Here is a 17,511-nt window from a genome sequence, read left to right as displayed (position 1 = left end):
ACGGACACACCCACACCCCCACCCCCGAGGATGCGAAATGAGCGCACACGGACCGCAGCTCAGCCGACGTGGATTCCTCAGCGGCTCGCTGCTCTTCGTCGCCGGCGCGGCCGTCGGCTGCAGCACCGACCCGACCGGCGGCTCCTCCGGCGCCAGGACCACGCTGAACGTCTGGTTCCACGCCTACGGCGAGGCCGGCAGCCAGCAGGCCGCCACCCGCTACGCCGAGTCCTTCACCAAGGCCCACCCCGACATCGCGGTCAAGGTCACCTGGGTGCCGGGCGACTACACCAGCAAGATCAACGCGACCCTGCTCACCGACGGCGCCCCGGACGTCTTCGAGATCGGCGACTTCAGCGAGGGCATGGCCCGGCGCGGCCAGATCGCCCCGCTCGACGACCTGTACGGCGCGGCGCGCTCCGACTTCAACCCGGGCGACCTCGCCTACGTGACCGTCGACGGCAAGCCCCACGGCGTCAAGATGATCGACGACGTCATGATGCTCTACTACCGCAGGAGCGCCCTCGACAAGGCCGGGATCCGCCCGCCCGCCACCTTCGACGAACTGGTCGCCGCGGCCAGGGCGCTCACCACCAGGAGCGGCAAGGGCCTGTTCGTCGGCAACGACGGCATCGGCGACACGCCCCTGCTGGCGGTCCGCTCGAACGGCGGCGACCTGGTGACCGACGGCAAGGTGGGCTTCGCCTCGCCGCAGGCCGTCGAGGCGATCGCCGGCCTCAAGCGGCTGCACGACGACCAGTCCCTGCTGCTCGGCTTCACCACCGACTGGTGGGACCCGTCCGCCCTCACCCAGGACGTCGTCCCGATCCAGTGGTGCGGCCTGTGGGCGATGCCCGCGATCGGCACCGCGCTCGGCGACGACTTCGGCGTCCTGCCCTGGCCGGCCTTCAAGCCGGGCGGCAGCCCCGTGCTGCGCGTCGGCGGCTGGACCAGCTGCGTCAACGCCAAGGGCCGGCACGTGGACGCGGCCAAGCGGTTCGTCCAGTGGCTCTGGATCGAACAGACCGACCTCCAGAAGGATTTCGCGGAGAGCTACGGCCTCCACATACCGCCGCGCACCTCGGTGGCCGCCAGCGCCGACAAGCTCTCCCGGGGCGCCGCCAAGGAGACCGTCGAACTCGCCGCCCGGTACGGCAGGAGCAATCCCAGCACCTGGGACACCGCCGTCGCCACGCCCTTCAACGCGGCCGCCGCCAGGATCGCCGCCGGGCAGGGCGACCCCGCACAGCTGCTGGCCGACGCGGCCGCGCAGGCCCAGACCGCCGTGGACAAGCAGCGCGGCTGATGAACGCCACCCCGGACACCACCCCGGACACCGTGCCGCGCCCCGCACGCACCGCACGTACCGGGCGCCCCGCGGCCCCACCGCGGGGCCCCGCCCCGGCCCGCCGCCCCGGGCGTGCCGACCGGCGCGCCTGGGCGGCGTTCGCCCTGCTCACCGGCCCGATGCTGATCGGCCTCGGGATCTTCAAGTACGTCGCCATCGGCTGGAGCCTGCTGCTCAGCCTCAGCGACGCCCACGGCAGCATCGCCCTCGGCCACTGGGTCGGCCTGGACAACTACCGGCACCTGCTCGCCGACCCGGCCTTCCGCTCCTCGCTCGTCCAGATCGTGCTGTTCACCCTCGCCGTCGTGCCGGTCACCTTCGCCGCCTCGCTCGGCCTCGCCCTGCTCGTGCACCGCGTCCGGCGCGGGAGGGCCGTGGTGCGCACGGCCTTCCTGATCCCGGCCGCCGTCTCCTACGTCGCGGCCTCGCTGCTCTGGAAGATGTGCCTGTTCAACGGCCTGCCCGCGGGCATCGCCAACACCGTCGGGGGCTGGTTCGGGATGGCCGCCGTGCCCTGGCTGCAGACCACCGACCCCCCGCTGTACTGGATCGTCCTGGTCAGCGTCCGGCTCTGGCTCCAGGTCGGCTTCTACATGGTGCTCTTCCTGGCCGGCCTGCAGGCCGTCCCCCACGACGTGCACGAGGCCGCCGCCCTGGACGGCGCCACCGGTCTGCGGCTGCTGCGGCTGATCACCCTGCCGCTGCTGCGCAACACCTCCGTCGCGGTGCTGATGCTCCAGTTCATCGCGGCCTTCCAGGCCTTCGACGAGTTCTACAACCTGTTCAACAGCGGCCTCTCGGGCACCGCCACCGCGCCCGTGCAGACCCCGCTGGTCTACCTCTACAACACCGCGATGGGCGCCCAGGACTACGGCCTCGGCTCGGCGGGGGCCTTCGTCCTCACCGCGCTGATCGTGGGCGCCACCCTGATCCAGGGCCGGCTGACCGGCTTCGGCAAGGGCGAGGAGTGAACCGACCATGACGACCGACCTGCTCAGGCGCCTGCGCCCCGGCGCGCGCGGCCTGCTGGTGGGCCTGCTGACGGCGGCCTTCCTGGCGCCGTTCTACCTGATCCTGCGCAACGCGCTGATGGACGCCAGGGGCCTCACCTCGCCCCGGTGGACCTGGTGGCCCGCCCACCCGCACTGGGAGAACTTCACGGCGCTCTTCGACGACCCGACCCTGCACATGGGGCAGGCCCTCGGGAACTCCCTGCTGATCGCCGGGATCACCGCGCCCGTCTCGACGCTCCTGGCCTCCGCCGCCGGCTACGCCTTCGCGCGGATCCCGGTGCCCGGACGCGGCGTCCTGCTGGCCCTGGTGGTGGCCACCCTGATGATCCCCGGCTCGGTCACCTTCGTGCCCACCTTCGTGGTGGTCGGCTCGATGGGCGGGGTCAACACCCTGTGGGGCGTCATCGCCCCCGGCCTGTTCAACCCCTTCGCCGTCCTGCTGTTCCGCAACTTCTACCTGCGGTTCCCCGCCGAGATCGAGGAGGCCGGGCGGCTCGACGGCCTCGGCTGGACCGGCCTCTACCGCCGGATCGCCCTGCCCGCCTCGGGCGCCATGCTCGCCTCGCTCGGGGCGCTCGCCTTCATCGACAGCTGGAACTCCTTCCTGTGGCCGCTGGTCATCGGCCAGGACCCGTCCGCGTGGACCGCACAGATCGCCCTGTCCACCTTCCTCACCTCGCAGACCATCAACCTGCCGGGCCTGTTCGCCGGCGCCGTCGTGACCGTCGCCCCGCTGGTGGCGATGTTCCTCATCGCCCAGCGGTACATCGTCGAAGGCATCGCCACCAGCGGCCTCAAGGGCTGAGCCGCCCGCCCCCGTCTCCCCGGACGCCGTGAGCCGGGGCCCGCACCACCCAGCACCTCCCTCACCCCACCAGACCGGAGGGAAACCCTCATGCGATCCGCCCCCGTGCGATCCGCCCCCGTGCGATCCGCCCTCGTGCGATCCGCCCTCGTGCGATCCGTCGGAACCGCCCCGCGCGGCCTGCCCGCGGTACTCGCCACCGCGGCACTGCTCGTCCTGTCCGCCCCCGGCGCCGTCGCCGCGCCGGCCACCGGCACGGCGCCCACCACCGGCACCGCCTCCGCCGCCCCCGTCGCGCTGACGGGGGACCGACTCGCCGCCTCCTGGACCGGGCCGCTGTCCACCCGGGGCCGGTACGTCGTCGACGCGAACGGCCAGCGCTTCAAACTCAAGTCGGGCAACTGGGCCGGCGCCCAGGGCACCTGGGAGGGCAGCGGCGCCGTCGACGACCCGGCGAACAACCAGGCCGGACAGGTCTCCCACGACATCCCGCTCGGCCTGGACCGCACCCCGCTCGGCCGGATCACGGCCGACTTCCACGCGGTGGGCGTCAACAGCATCCGGCTCCCGTTCGCCAACGCGATGATCCACGACACGGCGCCCGTCCCGGACTCCGCCGTCGCGGCCAACCCGCAGCTCAGGGGGAAGACCCCGCTCCAGGTGTACGACGCCGTGGTCGCCGCGCTCACCGCCGACGGCTTCGCCGTCGTCCTCAACAACCACACCACCAGCTACCGGTTCTGCTGCGCGCTGGACGGCAACGAGCGCTGGAACAGCGGCCAGTCCACCCAGCAGTGGGTCGACGACTGGGTGTTCCTGGCCGAGCGGTACAAGGACAACAAGCGCGTGGTGGGCGCCGACCTGCGCAACGAGGTCCGCCGCGACACCTGGGACGACCCGAACTGGGGGTGGGGCGACGACCACGACCTCTACGCCGCCTTCGAACAGGCCGGCAACAGGATCCTCGAGGCCGACCCCGACCTGCTGATCATCATGGAGGGCATCAACTGGCAGGGCATCCCCTCCGGGATGTTCAGCCACGGCCGCCCGATGCTCACCCCGGTCCGCACCCTCTCCAACACCCTGATCGACTCCGGCAAGCTGGTCTACTCCGCGCACTTCTACGGCTACACCGGGCCCCACCACACCGGTGCGAGCGGCGGCTGGCAGAACGGCGAGACCAACGACCCCCGCTACCAGGACCTCACCCCCGAACAGCTCGTCCAGGCCGTGGACGACGAGGCCCTGTTCGTCACCCAGGCCGGACAGCACTTCACCGCCCCCGTGTGGATCAGCGAGTTCGGCGCCGGCGGCCGGGGCTCGGACAACGCCAAGGAGAAGGACTGGTTCGACCGCTTCACCGACATCCTGGTGAAGAACGACACCGACTTCGCCCAGTGGCCGCTGGTCGGCTGGAGCGACGCCACCGGCAAGCCGAACGACAACTGGGCGCTGATCAGTTACGACGCCACCGGCCGGCGCACCGGCGTCGAGGACCCCGGCGACTGGCGCGCCGCCGACTGGAACAAGCTCGTCGACGCCCCCGCCAGGACCGGCGCCGTCCCGCCGGTCGACCACTGGAACACGGTCGACCTCGACTTCGGCGACCAGAACCTCTCCCGCACCATGCGCCCCGCGGCCGACTGGGCGGTCGGCTACCGCAAGGGCAACTGCCCCGACACCGAGCGCGTCGTCGGCCTCGCCCGCAGCTCCAACCGCGGTCTGTGCACCGACGCCGGGCAACCCGCCAAGAGCGCCGGCGCCTGGACGGCCGTCACCGACGAACGCTACGTCAAGGACGACTGGGCCGGCGGCTACAACAAGCTCCAGTGCCCCGACAACGGCTTCGCCGTCGGCTACAGCGTCAACGGCAACGCCATGGCCACCCTGCTCTGCGCGCCCTCCGCCACAGCGCTGCCCGCCACCAACCGCCTCGTCTGGTTCGACCACGGAGACAACCGGCCCGCCACCGGCGGATCGAACGCCAGCGACTGGGCACCCGGCCACTACAAGGGCCAGTGCGCCGACGACGAGTACCTCGCCGGCGTCGCCTTCACCTGGCGGTGGATGCACGGCGGCGCCCCCGACGCCCTGCTCTGCCGACCGCTCCGCTGATCCGCCCCCACACCCCGACCGCCCCGCACCCGAAGCCAGGAGCACCCGGCATGCCTCGACTGGAGATCGCCGACGAGGGCTTCCGCCTCGACGGCCGCCCGCTGCGCATCCTCTCCGGCGGACTGCACTACTTCCGCGTCCACCCGGAGCAGTGGGCCGACCGGCTCCACAAGGCGAGGCTGCTGGGGCTCAACACGGTCGAGACCTACGTCCCCTGGAACCTCCACGCGCCCCGGCGCGGCGAGTTCCGGCGGGACGGGGGTCTCGACCTGCCCCGCTTCCTCGACCTGGCCGCCGCCGAGGGCCTGCACGTGCTGCTGCGGCCCGGCCCGTACATCTGCGCCGAGTGGGAGGGCGGCGGCCTGCCCGCCTGGCTGCTCGCCGAGGACGGCATCCGGCTGCGCAGCCGCGACCCCCGCTTCCTCCGCGCCGTCGACGACTACTTCGCCGACCTCCTCCCGCCCCTGAAGCCGTACCTGTCCACCGGCGGCGGGCCGGTCATCGCCGTCCAGCTGGAGAACGAGTACGGCGCGTACGGCGAGGACACCGGCTACCTCGCCGACCTCGCCGCACTGCTGCGCGCCCACGGCGTCGACGTCCCCCTGTTCACCTGCGACCAGCCCGCCGACCTCGGGCGCGGCGGCCTGGACGGGGTGCTGCGCACCGCCAACTTCGGCAGCCGGGTCGAGGCCGGCCTCGCCGAGCTGCGCCGGCACCAGCCGACCGGGCCGCTGATGTGCTCGGAGTTCTGGATCGGCTGGTTCGACCGCTGGGGCGCCACCCACACCACCCGCGATCCGGCCGACGCCGCCGCGGACCTGGACCGGCTGCTCGCCGCCGGGGCCTCCGTCAACGTCTACCTGTTCCACGGCGGCACCAACTTCGGCTTCACCAACGGCGCCAACGACAAGGGCACCTACCGGCCCACCGTCACCTCCTACGACTACGACTCGCTCCTCGACGAGGCCGGCGACCCCACCCCGAAGTACCGGGCGTTCCGCGAGGTCATCGCCCGGCACGCGCCCGTCCCGGCCGAGCCGGTGCCCGCCCCCGGCCCGAAGCTCGCCCCCGTCACCGTCGAACTCGACTCCTGCGCGGGCCTGTTCGGCCAGGACCAGCTGTTCGGCCCGGCCGTGGCCGCGGACCGGCCGCTGAGCATGGAGCTGCTCGGCCGGTCCTTCGGCTTCGTGCTGTACGAGACGGACCTGCCGGCGGCCGGGCCCGCCGTGCTGCGGGTCGGCGAGGTCCGCGACCGCGCCCAGGTCTTCGTCGACGGGCAGCCCGTCGGCGTCCTGGAGCGCGAGGACCACGAGCACGCCATCGCCTTCACCGCCCCCCGGCGCGGGGCGCGGCTGGCCGTCCTGGTGGAGAACCAGGGCCGGGTGAACTACGGGACGGGCATCCACGACCGCAAGGGCCTGCTGGGCCCGGTCACCGTCAACGGCGAGGAGCCGGCCGGCTGGTCCAGCCGCGCGCTGCCCCTGGACACCCTCGACGGCCTCGCCCTCGCGCCCGCCGCCCCCGTCGTCGGTCCGGCCTTCCACCGGGGCCGGCTGCACGTCGAGCGGCCCGCCGACGGGTACCTGGCGCTGCCCGGCTGGACCAAGGGCCAGGTGTGGATCAACGGCTTCAACCTCGGCCGCTACTGGTCCCGCGGCCCGCAGGCCACCCTGTACGTCCCCGCGCCGGTGCTCCGCCCCGGCGCCAACGACGTCACCGTCCTGGAGCTCCACGCCTGCACCGCGCCCACCGTCGAGCTGCGCGACCGCCCCGACCTGGGCCCGACCGAGGACTGACGCCCACGCGGGGGAGCCGTGGGTGTACAGCAGGTGAACACCTCACCTACGGCGCGTGTGTGCGGCATGTCGTCGCCGGGCGTGCCCGGTAGGCGGGCCGAGGATGGCCGCGTCCCCCGCCGACCGTCGTCCAGGAGACCGCGCATGCCCCGACGGGCCACCCTCCCCGGCCGTACCCTCCGCCACGCCGCCACCGCGGCCGCCGTCCTCGTGTCGGTCGCGGCGTGCGGATCCGGTTCGAACACCCCGACCTCGGCGTCGACCGGGCAGGCGAGCGGCCCCGCGGTCGTCCGGGCGAGCGACGCGGCGAGCAGCCCGGCGAGCGCCCGGGCGAGCGGATCGCCGATCGCCTGCAACGGGTCGGGTGAGGTCCTGGGGGCCGGCTCGACGGCGCAGGCGAACGCGATCGACATCTGGAAGACCACCTTCAGCGCCGCCTGCCAGGGCATCACGATCAACTACGGCGGTGGTGGCTCGGGCGCCGGCATCCAGCAGTTCACCGTCGGGAAGGTGGCCTTCGCCGGGTCGGACACGGCGCTGAAGCCGGCCGAGGTGGACGCCACGAAGCAGGTCTGCACCGGCGGCCAGGGCATCGACCTGCCGATGGTGGCGGGCCTCGTCTCGATCGTCTTCAACGCGGAGGGCGTGGACAAGCTGGTCCTGGACGGGCCGACCATCGCCAAGATCTTCAACTCGGAGATCACCCAGTGGAACGACCCCGCGATCGTCGCGCTCAACCCCGGCGTCACCCTGCCGACCGCCGGGATCGAGGCGATCCACCGCTCGGACGACTCCGGCACCACCGCCAACCTCACCTCCTACCTCGCCGCCACCTCCGGCGGGGCCTGGCCGTACCCGCCGAGCAAGACCTGGGCGGGCAAGGGCGGCGAGTCGGCCAACGGCAGCGCCGGGGTCGCGGCCCAGGTGAAGCAGAACAAGAACTCCATCGGGTACGTGGAGCTGTCCTACGCCCAGACGAACGGTCTGAAGAGCGCGGCCGTCGCCACCGGGGCGTCGCAGCCGGTCGACGCGACCGCCGCCAACGCGGCCACCACCTTCGCGGGTGCCCAGGTCGCCGGTACCGGCGACGACCTCGCCCTGACCCTCGACTACGCCACCAAGCAGGAGGGCGCGTACCCGATCGTCCTGGTCACCTACGAGATCGTGTGCGACAAGGGCAACAAGGCCGCCACCCTGCCCGCCCTCAAGTCCTTCCTGACCTACACCGCCAGTGACGCCGCCCAGCAGGCGATCGGCGCGAAGGGATACGTCCCGCTGCCCGCGGAGATCACCGGCAAGGTCGGTGCGGTGGTGTCCCAGCTCTCCTGAAACCCGCCGCCCACCGGTCCGCCGCCCACCGGTCCGCCGCCCACCGGTCCGCCGCCCACCGCCGGGCGGCGGACCGGTGGCGCCTCCGCGGGGGCCGCACCTTCGAGGAGCAGGTCACACCGGCGCGGGTGCGCGGGTGACGTCCCGGAGTGCGAGGAGCAGGAGTTGCTCGCAGGCCGTCAGGGGCCGGGCCAGCGTGGAGCCGGCCGTCACCGTGCGGCGTTCGGGGGCCGGGTGGATCCGGAGCTCGGCCAGCTCGCCGTGCCGGAGTTCGAGGCGGACGGACCGGTGCGCCACCAGGCCCACCCCCAGGCCGATCCGCACGGCCTCCTTGACGCCCTCGGTGCCCCACAGGTCGAGCGTCCGGGCGCCGGACAGCTCCCAGCCGTGCAGGAGGTCGGTGAGCTGACGGCGCGTCTGGGACCCGGCCTCGCGCAGCAGGAACGTTTCGTTCGACAGCTCGGCGGGGGTGACCTCGCGCCCCGCCAGGGGGTGGTCGGCCGGGCAGACGAGCAGCATGTCGTCGCCGGCGAGGCGTTCCGCCCGGTAGCGCCCGGGCGGCAGCGGGCCGCCGCTGAGCGCCACACCGATCCGGCCCTCCTCCAGGGCCTGGGCCAGCCGGTCCGCGCTGTCGACGACGAGGCTGAACCGGACCTCGGGGGCCCGCTGCCGCAGTTCGAGCAGGACGGAGGGCAGGAAGTGCCCGCTGATCGTGCTGGTGCTGCCGATCACCAGCGGGTCCTCGGCGAGGAGGGTCGCGGCCTGGACGGCCGCGACGGCCTGGTCGGCGAGCGCGAGCACCTCCCTGGACTGCGCGAGCAGGACCTCGCCGGCCAGGGTCGGACGGATCTTCGGGCCCGAGCGGTCGACCAGCTGGGTCCGCAGGGCTATTTCCAGGTTCTGCACCTGTTTCGACACGGAGGACTGGCTCAGGAACAGCACCTGGCCCGCCGCGGAGAAGCCGCCGCACTCGATGACCTTGGCGAATATCGCCAGTTGATTGAGGTTCAGTCGCACATGGCCTCGCTCGCGTCCGGACGGTAGTGGGGCACGGGGGGCCGGTGCGGCGCCTTGCGGTACCGACCGGTAGGGCAATGTACCGCCTGTCGGGCTTCGCGCCACAGTGGCCTTCCCTCGCCGTCTCGCACATGCTGACGGATTGTCGAACAAGCGTCGGGAAAGGCCCTCCGCCGTGGCGTCGTCGAACGCCGTCGGTAAAGGATGGGCAAAGTCGCGGGACGAAACCCCGGTTCCGGCCTCTTTTCACGGTGACCGGCCCGCCAGTGGCCGGTGGTTCCCGGGAGGTTTCGCGGCGCGCACGCCGTCGAACCGTTCCGCCCGGTGGCGGTGAACGGAATCCCGGCGTGATGAGGAAGTCGATGTCTACTTCGAGGAAGAAACGCGAACCCGGAAAGGCCGTCTACGGGATTCCCCGCGCGAACCGCCCCCCGCGGTGGCTCGCCACCCTGCTCGTGGTCGTGGCCGTGGTGTTCACGGTGACGGCCCTGGCGATCCCGGTCCTGCGGTCGGCGGGCTCGTACCGCACCGCGCCGCGGGCGGAGGCGTCGCCGGGCACGGTGCAGACGCCGACCGGGCCGTTGACCCCGCTCGACCGGGACTTCGTCAAACGGGTCCGGCTGGCCGGTCTGTGGGAGATCCCCGCAGGTCGGATGGCCGTCGCCAAGGGTGGCACGGCCGAGGTGAGGACCGCCGGCCAGCACCTGATCGACGGACACACCGACCTCGACCGGGCCGTGCTGGACACGGCCAGAACCCTGGGCCTGGGCGTCCCGGAAGAACCCTCCGCCCAGCAGAAGGCGTGGCTGAAACAGCTGGACGACGCCCAGGGGCCCGAATTCGACCGGCTGTTCGCGAACATCGTGCGCAATGCCCACGGCCAGGTGTTCGCGGTGGTCGCCCAAGTGCGCGCCGGGACCCAGAATTCCACCGTCCGCGATCTCGCGACCACGGCCAACTCCACCGTGCTCGACCACATGACGGTCCTGGAGGAAACCGGCCTGGTGAAATTCGGGGACCTTTCCGGACCGTCGGCCACCGCCGCCTCCCCGCCGTCGAGCCCGAGCCAGGGCCCCGCGTCCGGCCCGGCGACCCAGCGCTAGGGAGTGTCTTGAACGCCCGTCGCGCGGCTGCCCCCACGCCCGCGGCGAAGAGGAATTCCCCCGCCTGTCCCACAGGCCCGATCCCGTTCCGAAGGTGCCAAGATGAGGATTCACAAACGTGACACGGCCAGGCGGAAGGCACTCGCCCTTCTGCTGGCCGGGATACTGGCGGTCAGCGGCGCCTCGGTGCTCGCCGCGGCCGCGTTCGCCGGGCAGCGCCCGTCGCGCTCCCCGCAGTCCGCCTCCCAGGCGGCCGGCACCCAGCCGGGCACCGTCGCCTGCGCGGACGTCGGCGACGCGCTGGCCTCGGTGCCGGAGGCCGCCCAGCCCGAGGTCGGCCAGGACCTCGCCGACCTCGACGTCCAGGTGGCGGACGCGTACCGCAGCCTCTCCGAGCCCGGCGCCGGAGGCGGCGAGCAGCGCGTCATGGGCGAGCTGGCCGACAAGCGGTCGGCGACCCTGCGCAAGCTCGCGGCCAGTGCCGGCCCCGACTCCGGTCTGCCCGAGGACGTCTCCGGGCTCGCCACCTGCGCCATCCGGCACGACCTGGTGGTCGACTCCTCGGCCCAGGACTACGCCCCCGAGGACAAGAGCGCGGCGGCCGACCGCAACGCGGCGGCGGCCGGCGGGAAGCAGGGCCTCGGGCGCGGCTTCGTCGACATCAGGACCGTCAATCCGAACACCGCCAAACCGAGCCGCACCGGCCCGGCCACCGGCACCTTCACCTCGCAGTGCGGGCGCAACGAGAACCGCCACCTCAACCCGGACAACGTGATCGTGGCGCCCGGGGTGAGCAACGGCGCCCACCACATGCACGACTACGTCGGCAACCTCGTCACCGACGCGTTCTCCGCCAACGGCAAGCTCGCCGGCGCCGGCACCACCTGCTCCAACGGCGACCAGTCGGCCTACTACTGGCCGGTGCTGCGAGTCCTCGACGGCGTCGCCGAGAAGGACGCCAAGGCGCCGGGCGGCGGGAAGGACCGCAACGTGGGGCGCATCCTGCAGCCGGCCGAGGTCGGGATCACCTACTCCTCCGCCGCCGGGAACAAGGTCCAGCCGATGACCCGCTTCCTGCGGATCATCACCGGCGACGCCAAGGCGCTGACCAACGGCCCGGCCAACGCCCACGCCTCCTGGAGCTGCACCGGCTTCGAGGACCGCCAGCTCGCCGACAAGTACCCGATCTGCCCCAACGGCAGCCGGGTGGTGCGGACCCTGAAGTTCCCGGACTGCTGGGACGGCCGGAACGTCGACAGCGCCAACCACCGCACCCACACCGCCTTCTCCCGGGCGGACGGCAGCTGCCCGAAGAACTTCCGGGCGATCCCCCAGCTGACCGAGCGCGTCGCCTACGACGTGCCGTCCGGCGTGCGCTTCGCCGTCGACACCTTCCCCGAGCAGCTCCACAACCCGATCACCGACCACGGGGACTTCATCAATGTGATGAACCGCAACCTGCTGGACCAGATGGCGAGCTGCATCAACGAGGGGCGTCGCTGCGGATGACCCCGACCAGCCCGGAGGGCTCTGCGATGGTGACGGAGGACGGACGCCTGGCCTGGCACTCGGCCGCCGGGCCGGCGAGGGCCGGCCGGGCGCGCAGGGCGGGCCGCGGACGCCAGGTGCGCCGGGTCGCCGGCGCGGAGCCGGTGCCGGACGGCACCGCCGGGGACCGCCCCGAACCCGGCGGCCCGGGTGCGCGCAGGGCCTGGTCGCTGCTCCCGGTGCTCGCGGTGGCACTCGGCCTGACGGCCGTGGCGGTGAACGGCGCGCTGCAGGCGTTCCTCGGGGTGGCCGCCGGGGTCATCACCCTGGTGTCCTTCTCCTCCGCGGTGCTGTGGGGCCTCGCCGCGACCGACCGGCTGCTGCTCTACCCCGTCCACCGGCTGGCCGCCCAGGCGATCCACCGGGCGATGGGCGTCGCCGGCGTGGTCTTCCTCGTCCTGCACGTGTGGATGAACCTGATCCAGCACCGGATCGGCGCACTCGCGGCGTTCGTCCCCTTCGCGGACCCGCACCGGCCGGTGGTCCTGGGACTGGGCGTCCTGGCCGGCTACCTGCTCCTCGCCGTGGCCCTCGCCGGGGCGGCCCGCGGGCTGCTGGCCCGGACCGGCGGGGCGCGGCGGTGGCGGATCGTCCACATCTGCGCCTACCCGGCGTGGGGCGCCGCCCTGGTCCACGGCCTGCACGCGGGCCGGCTGCCCGCCCCCTGGGTCTCCGTCCTCTACGGAGCGGCCGTGGTCGGCGTGATCGTGGTGCTCGGGCTGCGGATGGCCCTGCGCAACGGTGGCAGCAAACGCCGGCCCGGCGCCCCCGTCCGCCCGGCCGCCCCGATCCGCCCCGCGGCCCCGGGCCGCGCGCAGGCGGCCGACCGGCCGCGGGTCGGCCTCGGCACCGGACGGCGGCGACGGGACGGATGAGCGGTGCACCGATCGCCTGGCTCGGCCGGCCGGTCCTGTTCGCCGGCCTCGAACGCGACGAGCGCCTGGACCACCGCGCCCACCTGGTCGTGCACGGCGGGATGCCGACGCTGCCGGCCGACGAGCTGGCCGACCTCGCCGAGAACGTCGACCTGCGGGGGCGGGGCGGGGCGGGCTTCCCGTTCGCCCGCAAGCTCCGGGCCGTCGTCAAGGCGGCCGCCCGGCGCCGGGCCCGCCCGGTCGTGGTGGTCAACGGCACCGAAGGAGAACCGAGTTGCCTGAAGGACGCGGCCCTGCTGCTGCGCACCCCGCACCTCGTCCTGGACGGCGCCCTGCTGGCGGCGGACGCCCTGGACGCCGAGCAGGTGACGCTCGGGGTCACCCGCGGGGACACCGAGCAGTCGCTGCGCAGGGCGCTGGCCGAGCGGAGGGTCACCCGGGTGCCGGTGTCCGTCGTCCGGCTCCCCGAGCGGTTCGTCTCGGGGGAGGGGAGCGCGCTGGCCCGCGGCATCTCCAACGGGATCGCCCTGCCGCGCGGCGGCGGCGTGCGGACCAGCGACAGCGGGGTCCGGGGAGTGCCGACCCTGCTCTCCAACGCCGAGACCTACGCGCAGCTCGCGGTCGCGGCCCGCCTCGGGGCGCTGCCCTACCGCGAGGTCGGCACCCCCGCGGAGCCGGGGACGGTCCTGCTGACCCTCGCCGGCTCCCGGGTGGTGGAGACGCCCACCGGCGTCCCGCTCGGCGAGCTGCTGGCGATGTTCGGCCTGGACGCCGGGCAGGGCGTGCTGACCGGCGGCTACCACGGCACGTGGCTGACCCCGGCGGCCGCCGCCACCGCGGAGGTGTCCCGGCAGTCCCTGCGCAGCCTCGGCGGGGCCCTGGGCGCCGGCGCGATCCTGCCGCTGCCGTACACCACCTGCCCGCTGGGCGAGGTGCTCCGGGTCGCCCGCTGGCTGGCCGACGAGACGGCGGGCCAGTGCGGGCCGTGCTACCTCGGGCTGCCGGCCCTGGTGAAGGCGCTGGAGGAGGTGGTGCGCGGCGGCGGCCGGGCCGCCCTGGACGTCGTCGAGACCAGGATGCGGGCGGTCACCGGCCGGGGTGCGTGCAGCCACCCCGATGCGGCCTCCCGGTTCGTGGCCTCGGCCCTGGAGGTCTTCGACGAGGACCTGCACCTGCACGGGCAGCGCTACGGCTGCGGCCGGCCCGTGCAGGGCGTGCTCCCGATGCCGGCCGTGGAGAGCGCCGGGAGCATCGTCGTGGACTGGACGCTCTGCGAGGCCCACGGGCTCTGCACCAGCGTCCTGCCCGAGGTCATCAGCCTGGAGGCGGACGGCTTCCCCTCCGCCGGTGTGATGCCCGTCCCGCCGCAGCTGCTCCAGCAGGCGGCCCGCGCGGTCGACCGCTGCCCGGCCCTGGCGCTGCGGATCCAGTGAGCCGCCGCGCCGCGGCCCGCGCGCCACCGTTCCACCCGCTCCGGACCCGACCGGTCCGGTCCCGTACCCCTTCGGATCCCGGGCTCGTACCGCCCGTGGGATCCCTGGCTCCATCGATGGAAAGGCAAGGAACACCTTGACGACGACCACGAAACGCTACGGACTGGTGGCGGTCTGCCTCCTGTTGGCCGGCCTCGTGCTGATGGCGGCCTTCGGCAACGGCAGCAGCAGCGCCGACTCCGCCAAGGGGAGCACCGACCCCGGGCAGCTGGCCGGGGCGACGGCGCCGGCCCCGGCCGGTGGCTACGGCTCCTACGGCGACTACGGATCGTCGGCCTCGGCCTCGGCCTCGCCGGCGGCCGGCGGCGGCCGACCCGGCGGGCAGCTGGCCGTCCGGGTGGACGACAAGCTCGGCTCCGTCCTGACGGACGGCCAGGGCTTCACGCTCTACCGGTTCGACAAGGACACGGCCAAGCCGCCGATGTCCAACTGCGCCGGCGCCTGTGCCACCACCTGGCCGCCCGTCACCAAGGACGCCATGACCATGGCGGGCACCGGCATCGACCAGGCCAAGCTCGGTGAGATCGTCCGGGGCGACGGCTCCCACCAGCTGACGGTGGGTGGCTGGCCCGCCTACCGCTACGCGCAGGACACCGCGCCCGGTGACACCAAGGGTGAGGGCGTGGGCGGCACCTGGCACGCCCTGGCGCCGGACGGGTCGAAGGCCGCGAGCGCCGGTGCCGGTGCCCAACCGTCCGCGACGGCCACGGCCACGCCCACCGCCGCGCCCACGGCGACGGCCGCCCCGATGCCGCCGTCCTCCCCGCAGCCCCCGGCCGGGGTGCAGCTCTCGATCTTCGACCACCCCCAGCTCGGCCCGATCATGGTGGACGCCCACGGCCGGACCCTCTACCACTACGGGAAGGACACCGCCTGGCCCATGCGCTCCAACTGCGAGGGGGACTGCCTCAAGACCTGGATGCCCGCGGCGCCGGTGGACCCGGCCAAGATCAAGGGCGTCGACCCGAAGCTCGTCGGCAAGATGCAGCGCCCGGACGGCACCTGGCAGCTGAGCATCAACTGCACGCCGGTGTACGTCTACTCGGGCGACAAGGGCTACGGTGACGCCCTCGGCAACGGACTGGCCGGGAACCAGTGGACGGCCATCAACCCGCAGGGCAAGCCGGCGACGGGCAAGTGAGGCTTCCCGGCCCCGCCCTCGCGCAGGCCGGCCCCGGCCGGCGCGTCGGCGCCCCGCTCAAGTGGGCCGCGCTGACCGTCCTGCTCGCCCTCGGGGCCACCGAACTGCTCTGGGGATCCGGCGGGTTGGCCGGCACCTCGCAGGCCGGCACCGTGCAGGCCGCACGGAGACCGGGCGGAAGCTCCGTCGAGGAGCTGGCGCAGCGGATCGGCTGTGCGGCGGAGATCACCGCCGACGCGGCGGACCTCCGGCAGGGCCTGTGCACCGTCGGCGGCGAGGAGACCTGGATCGCCACCTTCCCCACCCCGCGCGCCCAGCAGGCCTGGATCGAGGAGGCGCGGGCCTACGGCGGGTCGTACCTGGTCGGCGACGAGTGGGTGGTGGTGCTGTCCGACGCCACCACGGACCTCCTGCACGGGCTGCTCGGCGGGACGGTCGTCGGCGGCGCCGACCACACCGGCGGACACGCGCACACGGAAGGCGGGTGACGCCCCGGGGCGGCAGCGAGAGCAGTGACGACAAGGGCGAGGGCCCCCACCGGCGTCGGGCCGGCGGGGGCCCTCGCCGGCGTACGTCCGGCGGCGCGGCCGCCCCAAGTACGCTGGTACGGACCACGCCTGGCACGGTGTCATGCCCCGGCCGGCGGGGGTCGTTCAACCATGCGAATGCCGTATGACCTTTTCTGTTATCCGGGGGCCCCGGCACTTGACGAGACCTCGCCACGGGCCGGGACGGGGCCGCGGCCCACCCCCCGGGTCCCTCCCGCACCACCCCGGACCCGCCCGGCGGGCCGCACACCGACTCCGCACATTCGGATCCGGAATCACCCGGCGCACGGCTCCCCCCGGACGGTTGCCCCGAAACCCGTGGGACTGGTGTGCTGAGGCCCTTCCCGCCACACCGTCCCGACGGCCCAGCAGCAGACCGCCGTCGCGACCTTCGTCCAGGCGACTCCGGCCCCTGCGGCCGTGCCACCGGCCGGGCCCGCGAGCTCCCCGCCGGACGAAGGCCATAGCCGAGGAGGACAAGGTGACCCTTCTGACCAGCACCCGCGAACCGGGACTGAGCGCCCTGAGCGACGCCGAACTCGCGGAGGTGCTCACCACACCGACCCCGACCGGCGCCTCCCGCATCCGGGAGGTCATGGCCGAGGTCTTCACCCGGCACCACGGCGCCGTGCTCGCCTACGCCCGCCACTTCTGCCGGGACCAGCAGACGGCCCAGGACCTCGCCGCCGAGGCCTACGCCAGCACCTACCAGTCCGTGGCCCGCGGCCGTGGCCCCCGGCACGCCTGGCGCCCCTACCTGAAGGCCTGCGTCCGCCGGACCGCCATGGAGTGGAGCGCCCAGACCAGGGACCGCGTCGTCCTGGCGGCCGACTTCCACACCTGGGCGGAGTGCCTGGCCGACGAGGCCGAGACCGAGGACGCGCTGCTCGCGGCCGAGGAGACGGCGCTCATCGCCGGCGCCTACCGCGCCCTCCCCGAACGGTGGCAGGTGCTGCTCTGGTTCTTCGTGGTCGAGGGCGAGTCCGCCGCCACCGTCGCCCAGCGGATGAGCATGACCCCGAGCGGGGTGCGCTCCCTCGCGGCCCGCGCCCGCGGGGGCCTGCGCGAGGCGTACCTGAGCGCGCACCTGGACGAGGGCACGGGGCAGGGGTGCCTGTACTTCACGTCGGTGCTGACCGGAGCCGCCCGCCGCCCGGGCCGCCGCCGGGCCCGTGAGCTGGCCCGGCACCTGCAGGAGTGCCCCGGCTGTGGGCGGGTCGCGGAACAGTTCCGCCGGGCCAACTCCAGCATCGGGACCTCCACGATGGTGCCGCTGCGCCACGTGCCGGTGCGGCCGCACTGAGCCGCCGCCGACAGGCGCCGGAGGCGGCGGGGCCCGGCCGGAGCGGTCGGCCCGGACCGCCGGGAGGCGGTCCGGGC

14 protein-coding genes are annotated in these 17,511 nt (G+C 73.8%); 13 read left to right on the top strand and 1 reads right to left on the bottom strand.

The window, feature by feature from the left end:
• Positions 1 to 37 precede the first annotated feature (37 nt).
• The 6 genes from AB0N04_RS31825 (at position 38) to pstS (ending at position 8,406) form a co-directional block, all read left to right on the top strand.
• Complete coding sequence (locus AB0N04_RS31825; RefSeq protein WP_360222136.1) at positions 38 to 1,306, top strand: extracellular solute-binding protein; 1,269 nt, start codon at positions 38 to 40, stop codon at positions 1,304 to 1,306.
• Complete coding sequence (locus tag AB0N04_RS31820) at positions 1,306 to 2,319, top strand: sugar ABC transporter permease (protein WP_360222139.1); 1,014 nt, start codon at positions 1,306 to 1,308, stop codon at positions 2,317 to 2,319. The genes AB0N04_RS31825 and AB0N04_RS31820 overlap by 1 nt, the downstream gene beginning before the upstream one ends.
• Before the next feature lie 7 nt (positions 2,320 to 2,326).
• The gene (locus tag AB0N04_RS31815; RefSeq protein WP_360222142.1) at positions 2,327 to 3,166 is read left to right on the top strand and encodes a carbohydrate ABC transporter permease; all 840 of its coding nucleotides are present in this window, start codon (positions 2,327 to 2,329) and stop codon (positions 3,164 to 3,166) included.
• 150 nt (positions 3,167 to 3,316) lie between these two features.
• A complete protein-coding gene (locus tag AB0N04_RS31810; protein WP_360222145.1) occupies positions 3,317 to 5,281 on the top strand; it encodes a cellulase family glycosylhydrolase in 1,965 nt (654 codons plus the stop codon).
• Positions 5,282 to 5,331: 50 nt separating this feature from the next.
• Positions 5,332 to 7,077 (top strand): beta-galactosidase, encoded by a 1,746-nt coding sequence (locus tag AB0N04_RS31805; protein ID WP_360222148.1) that lies wholly within the window; start codon positions 5,332 to 5,334, stop codon positions 7,075 to 7,077.
• A 144-nt stretch (positions 7,078 to 7,221) separates the two neighbouring features.
• The gene (gene pstS / locus AB0N04_RS31800; RefSeq protein ID WP_360222151.1) at positions 7,222 to 8,406 is read left to right on the top strand and encodes a phosphate ABC transporter substrate-binding protein PstS; all 1,185 of its coding nucleotides are present in this window, start codon (positions 7,222 to 7,224) and stop codon (positions 8,404 to 8,406) included.
• Positions 8,407 to 8,520: 114 nt separating this feature from the next.
• Here pstS and AB0N04_RS31795 read toward each other — a convergent pair whose 3' ends face one another.
• On the bottom strand, positions 8,521 to 9,423 hold the full coding sequence (locus AB0N04_RS31795) for a LysR family transcriptional regulator (protein ID WP_360222154.1): 903 nt from the start codon (positions 9,421 to 9,423) through the stop codon (positions 8,521 to 8,523).
• Positions 9,424 to 9,773: 350 nt separating this feature from the next.
• Here AB0N04_RS31795 and AB0N04_RS31790 point away from each other — a divergent pair, with 350 nt between their 5' ends.
• The 7 genes from AB0N04_RS31790 (at position 9,774) to AB0N04_RS31760 (ending at position 17,434) form a co-directional block, all read left to right on the top strand.
• Positions 9,774 to 10,526: a DUF4142 domain-containing protein gene (locus AB0N04_RS31790; protein ID WP_363365628.1), complete on the top strand. Its 753-nt coding sequence runs from the start codon at positions 9,774 to 9,776 to the stop codon at positions 10,524 to 10,526.
• 102 nt (positions 10,527 to 10,628) lie between these two features.
• Complete coding sequence (locus tag AB0N04_RS31785; protein ID WP_360222160.1) at positions 10,629 to 12,035, top strand: DUF1996 domain-containing protein; 1,407 nt, start codon at positions 10,629 to 10,631, stop codon at positions 12,033 to 12,035.
• Positions 12,032 to 12,949, top strand: a complete 918-nt coding sequence (locus AB0N04_RS31780) for a hypothetical protein (protein ID WP_360222163.1) — start codon at positions 12,032 to 12,034, stop codon at positions 12,947 to 12,949. Before AB0N04_RS31785 ends, AB0N04_RS31780 begins: the two co-directional genes overlap by 4 nt.
• The gene (locus tag AB0N04_RS31775; protein ID WP_360222166.1) at positions 12,946 to 14,382 is read left to right on the top strand and encodes an NADH-ubiquinone oxidoreductase-F iron-sulfur binding region domain-containing protein; all 1,437 of its coding nucleotides are present in this window, start codon (positions 12,946 to 12,948) and stop codon (positions 14,380 to 14,382) included. The genes AB0N04_RS31780 and AB0N04_RS31775 overlap by 4 nt, the downstream gene beginning before the upstream one ends.
• A 136-nt stretch (positions 14,383 to 14,518) precedes the next feature.
• Entirely contained in the window at positions 14,519 to 15,583 is a 1,065-nt protein-coding gene (locus AB0N04_RS31770) for an SCO0930 family lipoprotein (RefSeq protein ID WP_360222169.1), read from the top strand.
• A complete protein-coding gene (locus AB0N04_RS31765) occupies positions 15,580 to 16,071 on the top strand; it encodes a hypothetical protein (RefSeq protein ID WP_360222172.1) in 492 nt (163 codons plus the stop codon). Before AB0N04_RS31770 ends, AB0N04_RS31765 begins: the two co-directional genes overlap by 4 nt.
• A gap of 541 nt (positions 16,072 to 16,612) precedes the next feature.
• Positions 16,613 to 17,434: a sigma-70 family RNA polymerase sigma factor gene (locus tag AB0N04_RS31760; protein WP_360222175.1), complete on the top strand. Its 822-nt coding sequence runs from the start codon at positions 16,613 to 16,615 to the stop codon at positions 17,432 to 17,434.
• Positions 17,435 to 17,511: the final 77 nt, after the last annotated feature.

The sequence above is a fragment of the Kitasatospora sp. NPDC051702 genome (assembly GCF_040681575.1).
Classification (GTDB): Bacteria; Actinomycetota; Actinomycetes; order Streptomycetales; family Streptomycetaceae; genus Kitasatospora.
The sequence above is the reverse complement of the archived record's forward strand: the minus strand, read 5'-3'. Positions and strand labels throughout refer to the sequence as shown.

Coding starts and splice junctions, on each gene's coding strand:
- AB0N04_RS31825 (WP_360222136.1), top strand. CDS start 38: ATGAGCGCACACGGACCGCAGCTCAGCCGACGTGGATTCCTCAGCGGC.
- AB0N04_RS31820 (WP_360222139.1), top strand. CDS start 1,306: ATGAACGCCACCCCGGACACCACCCCGGACACCGTGCCGCGCCCCGCA.
- AB0N04_RS31815 (WP_360222142.1), top strand. CDS start 2,327: ATGACGACCGACCTGCTCAGGCGCCTGCGCCCCGGCGCGCGCGGCCTG.
- AB0N04_RS31805 (WP_360222148.1), top strand. CDS start 5,332: ATGCCTCGACTGGAGATCGCCGACGAGGGCTTCCGCCTCGACGGCCGC.
- pstS (WP_360222151.1), top strand. CDS start 7,222: ATGCCCCGACGGGCCACCCTCCCCGGCCGTACCCTCCGCCACGCCGCC.
- AB0N04_RS31790 (WP_363365628.1), top strand. CDS start 9,774: ATGAGGAAGTCGATGTCTACTTCGAGGAAGAAACGCGAACCCGGAAAG.
- AB0N04_RS31785 (WP_360222160.1), top strand. CDS start 10,629: ATGAGGATTCACAAACGTGACACGGCCAGGCGGAAGGCACTCGCCCTT.
- AB0N04_RS31780 (WP_360222163.1), top strand. CDS start 12,032: ATGACCCCGACCAGCCCGGAGGGCTCTGCGATGGTGACGGAGGACGGA.
- AB0N04_RS31775 (WP_360222166.1), top strand. CDS start 12,946: ATGAGCGGTGCACCGATCGCCTGGCTCGGCCGGCCGGTCCTGTTCGCC.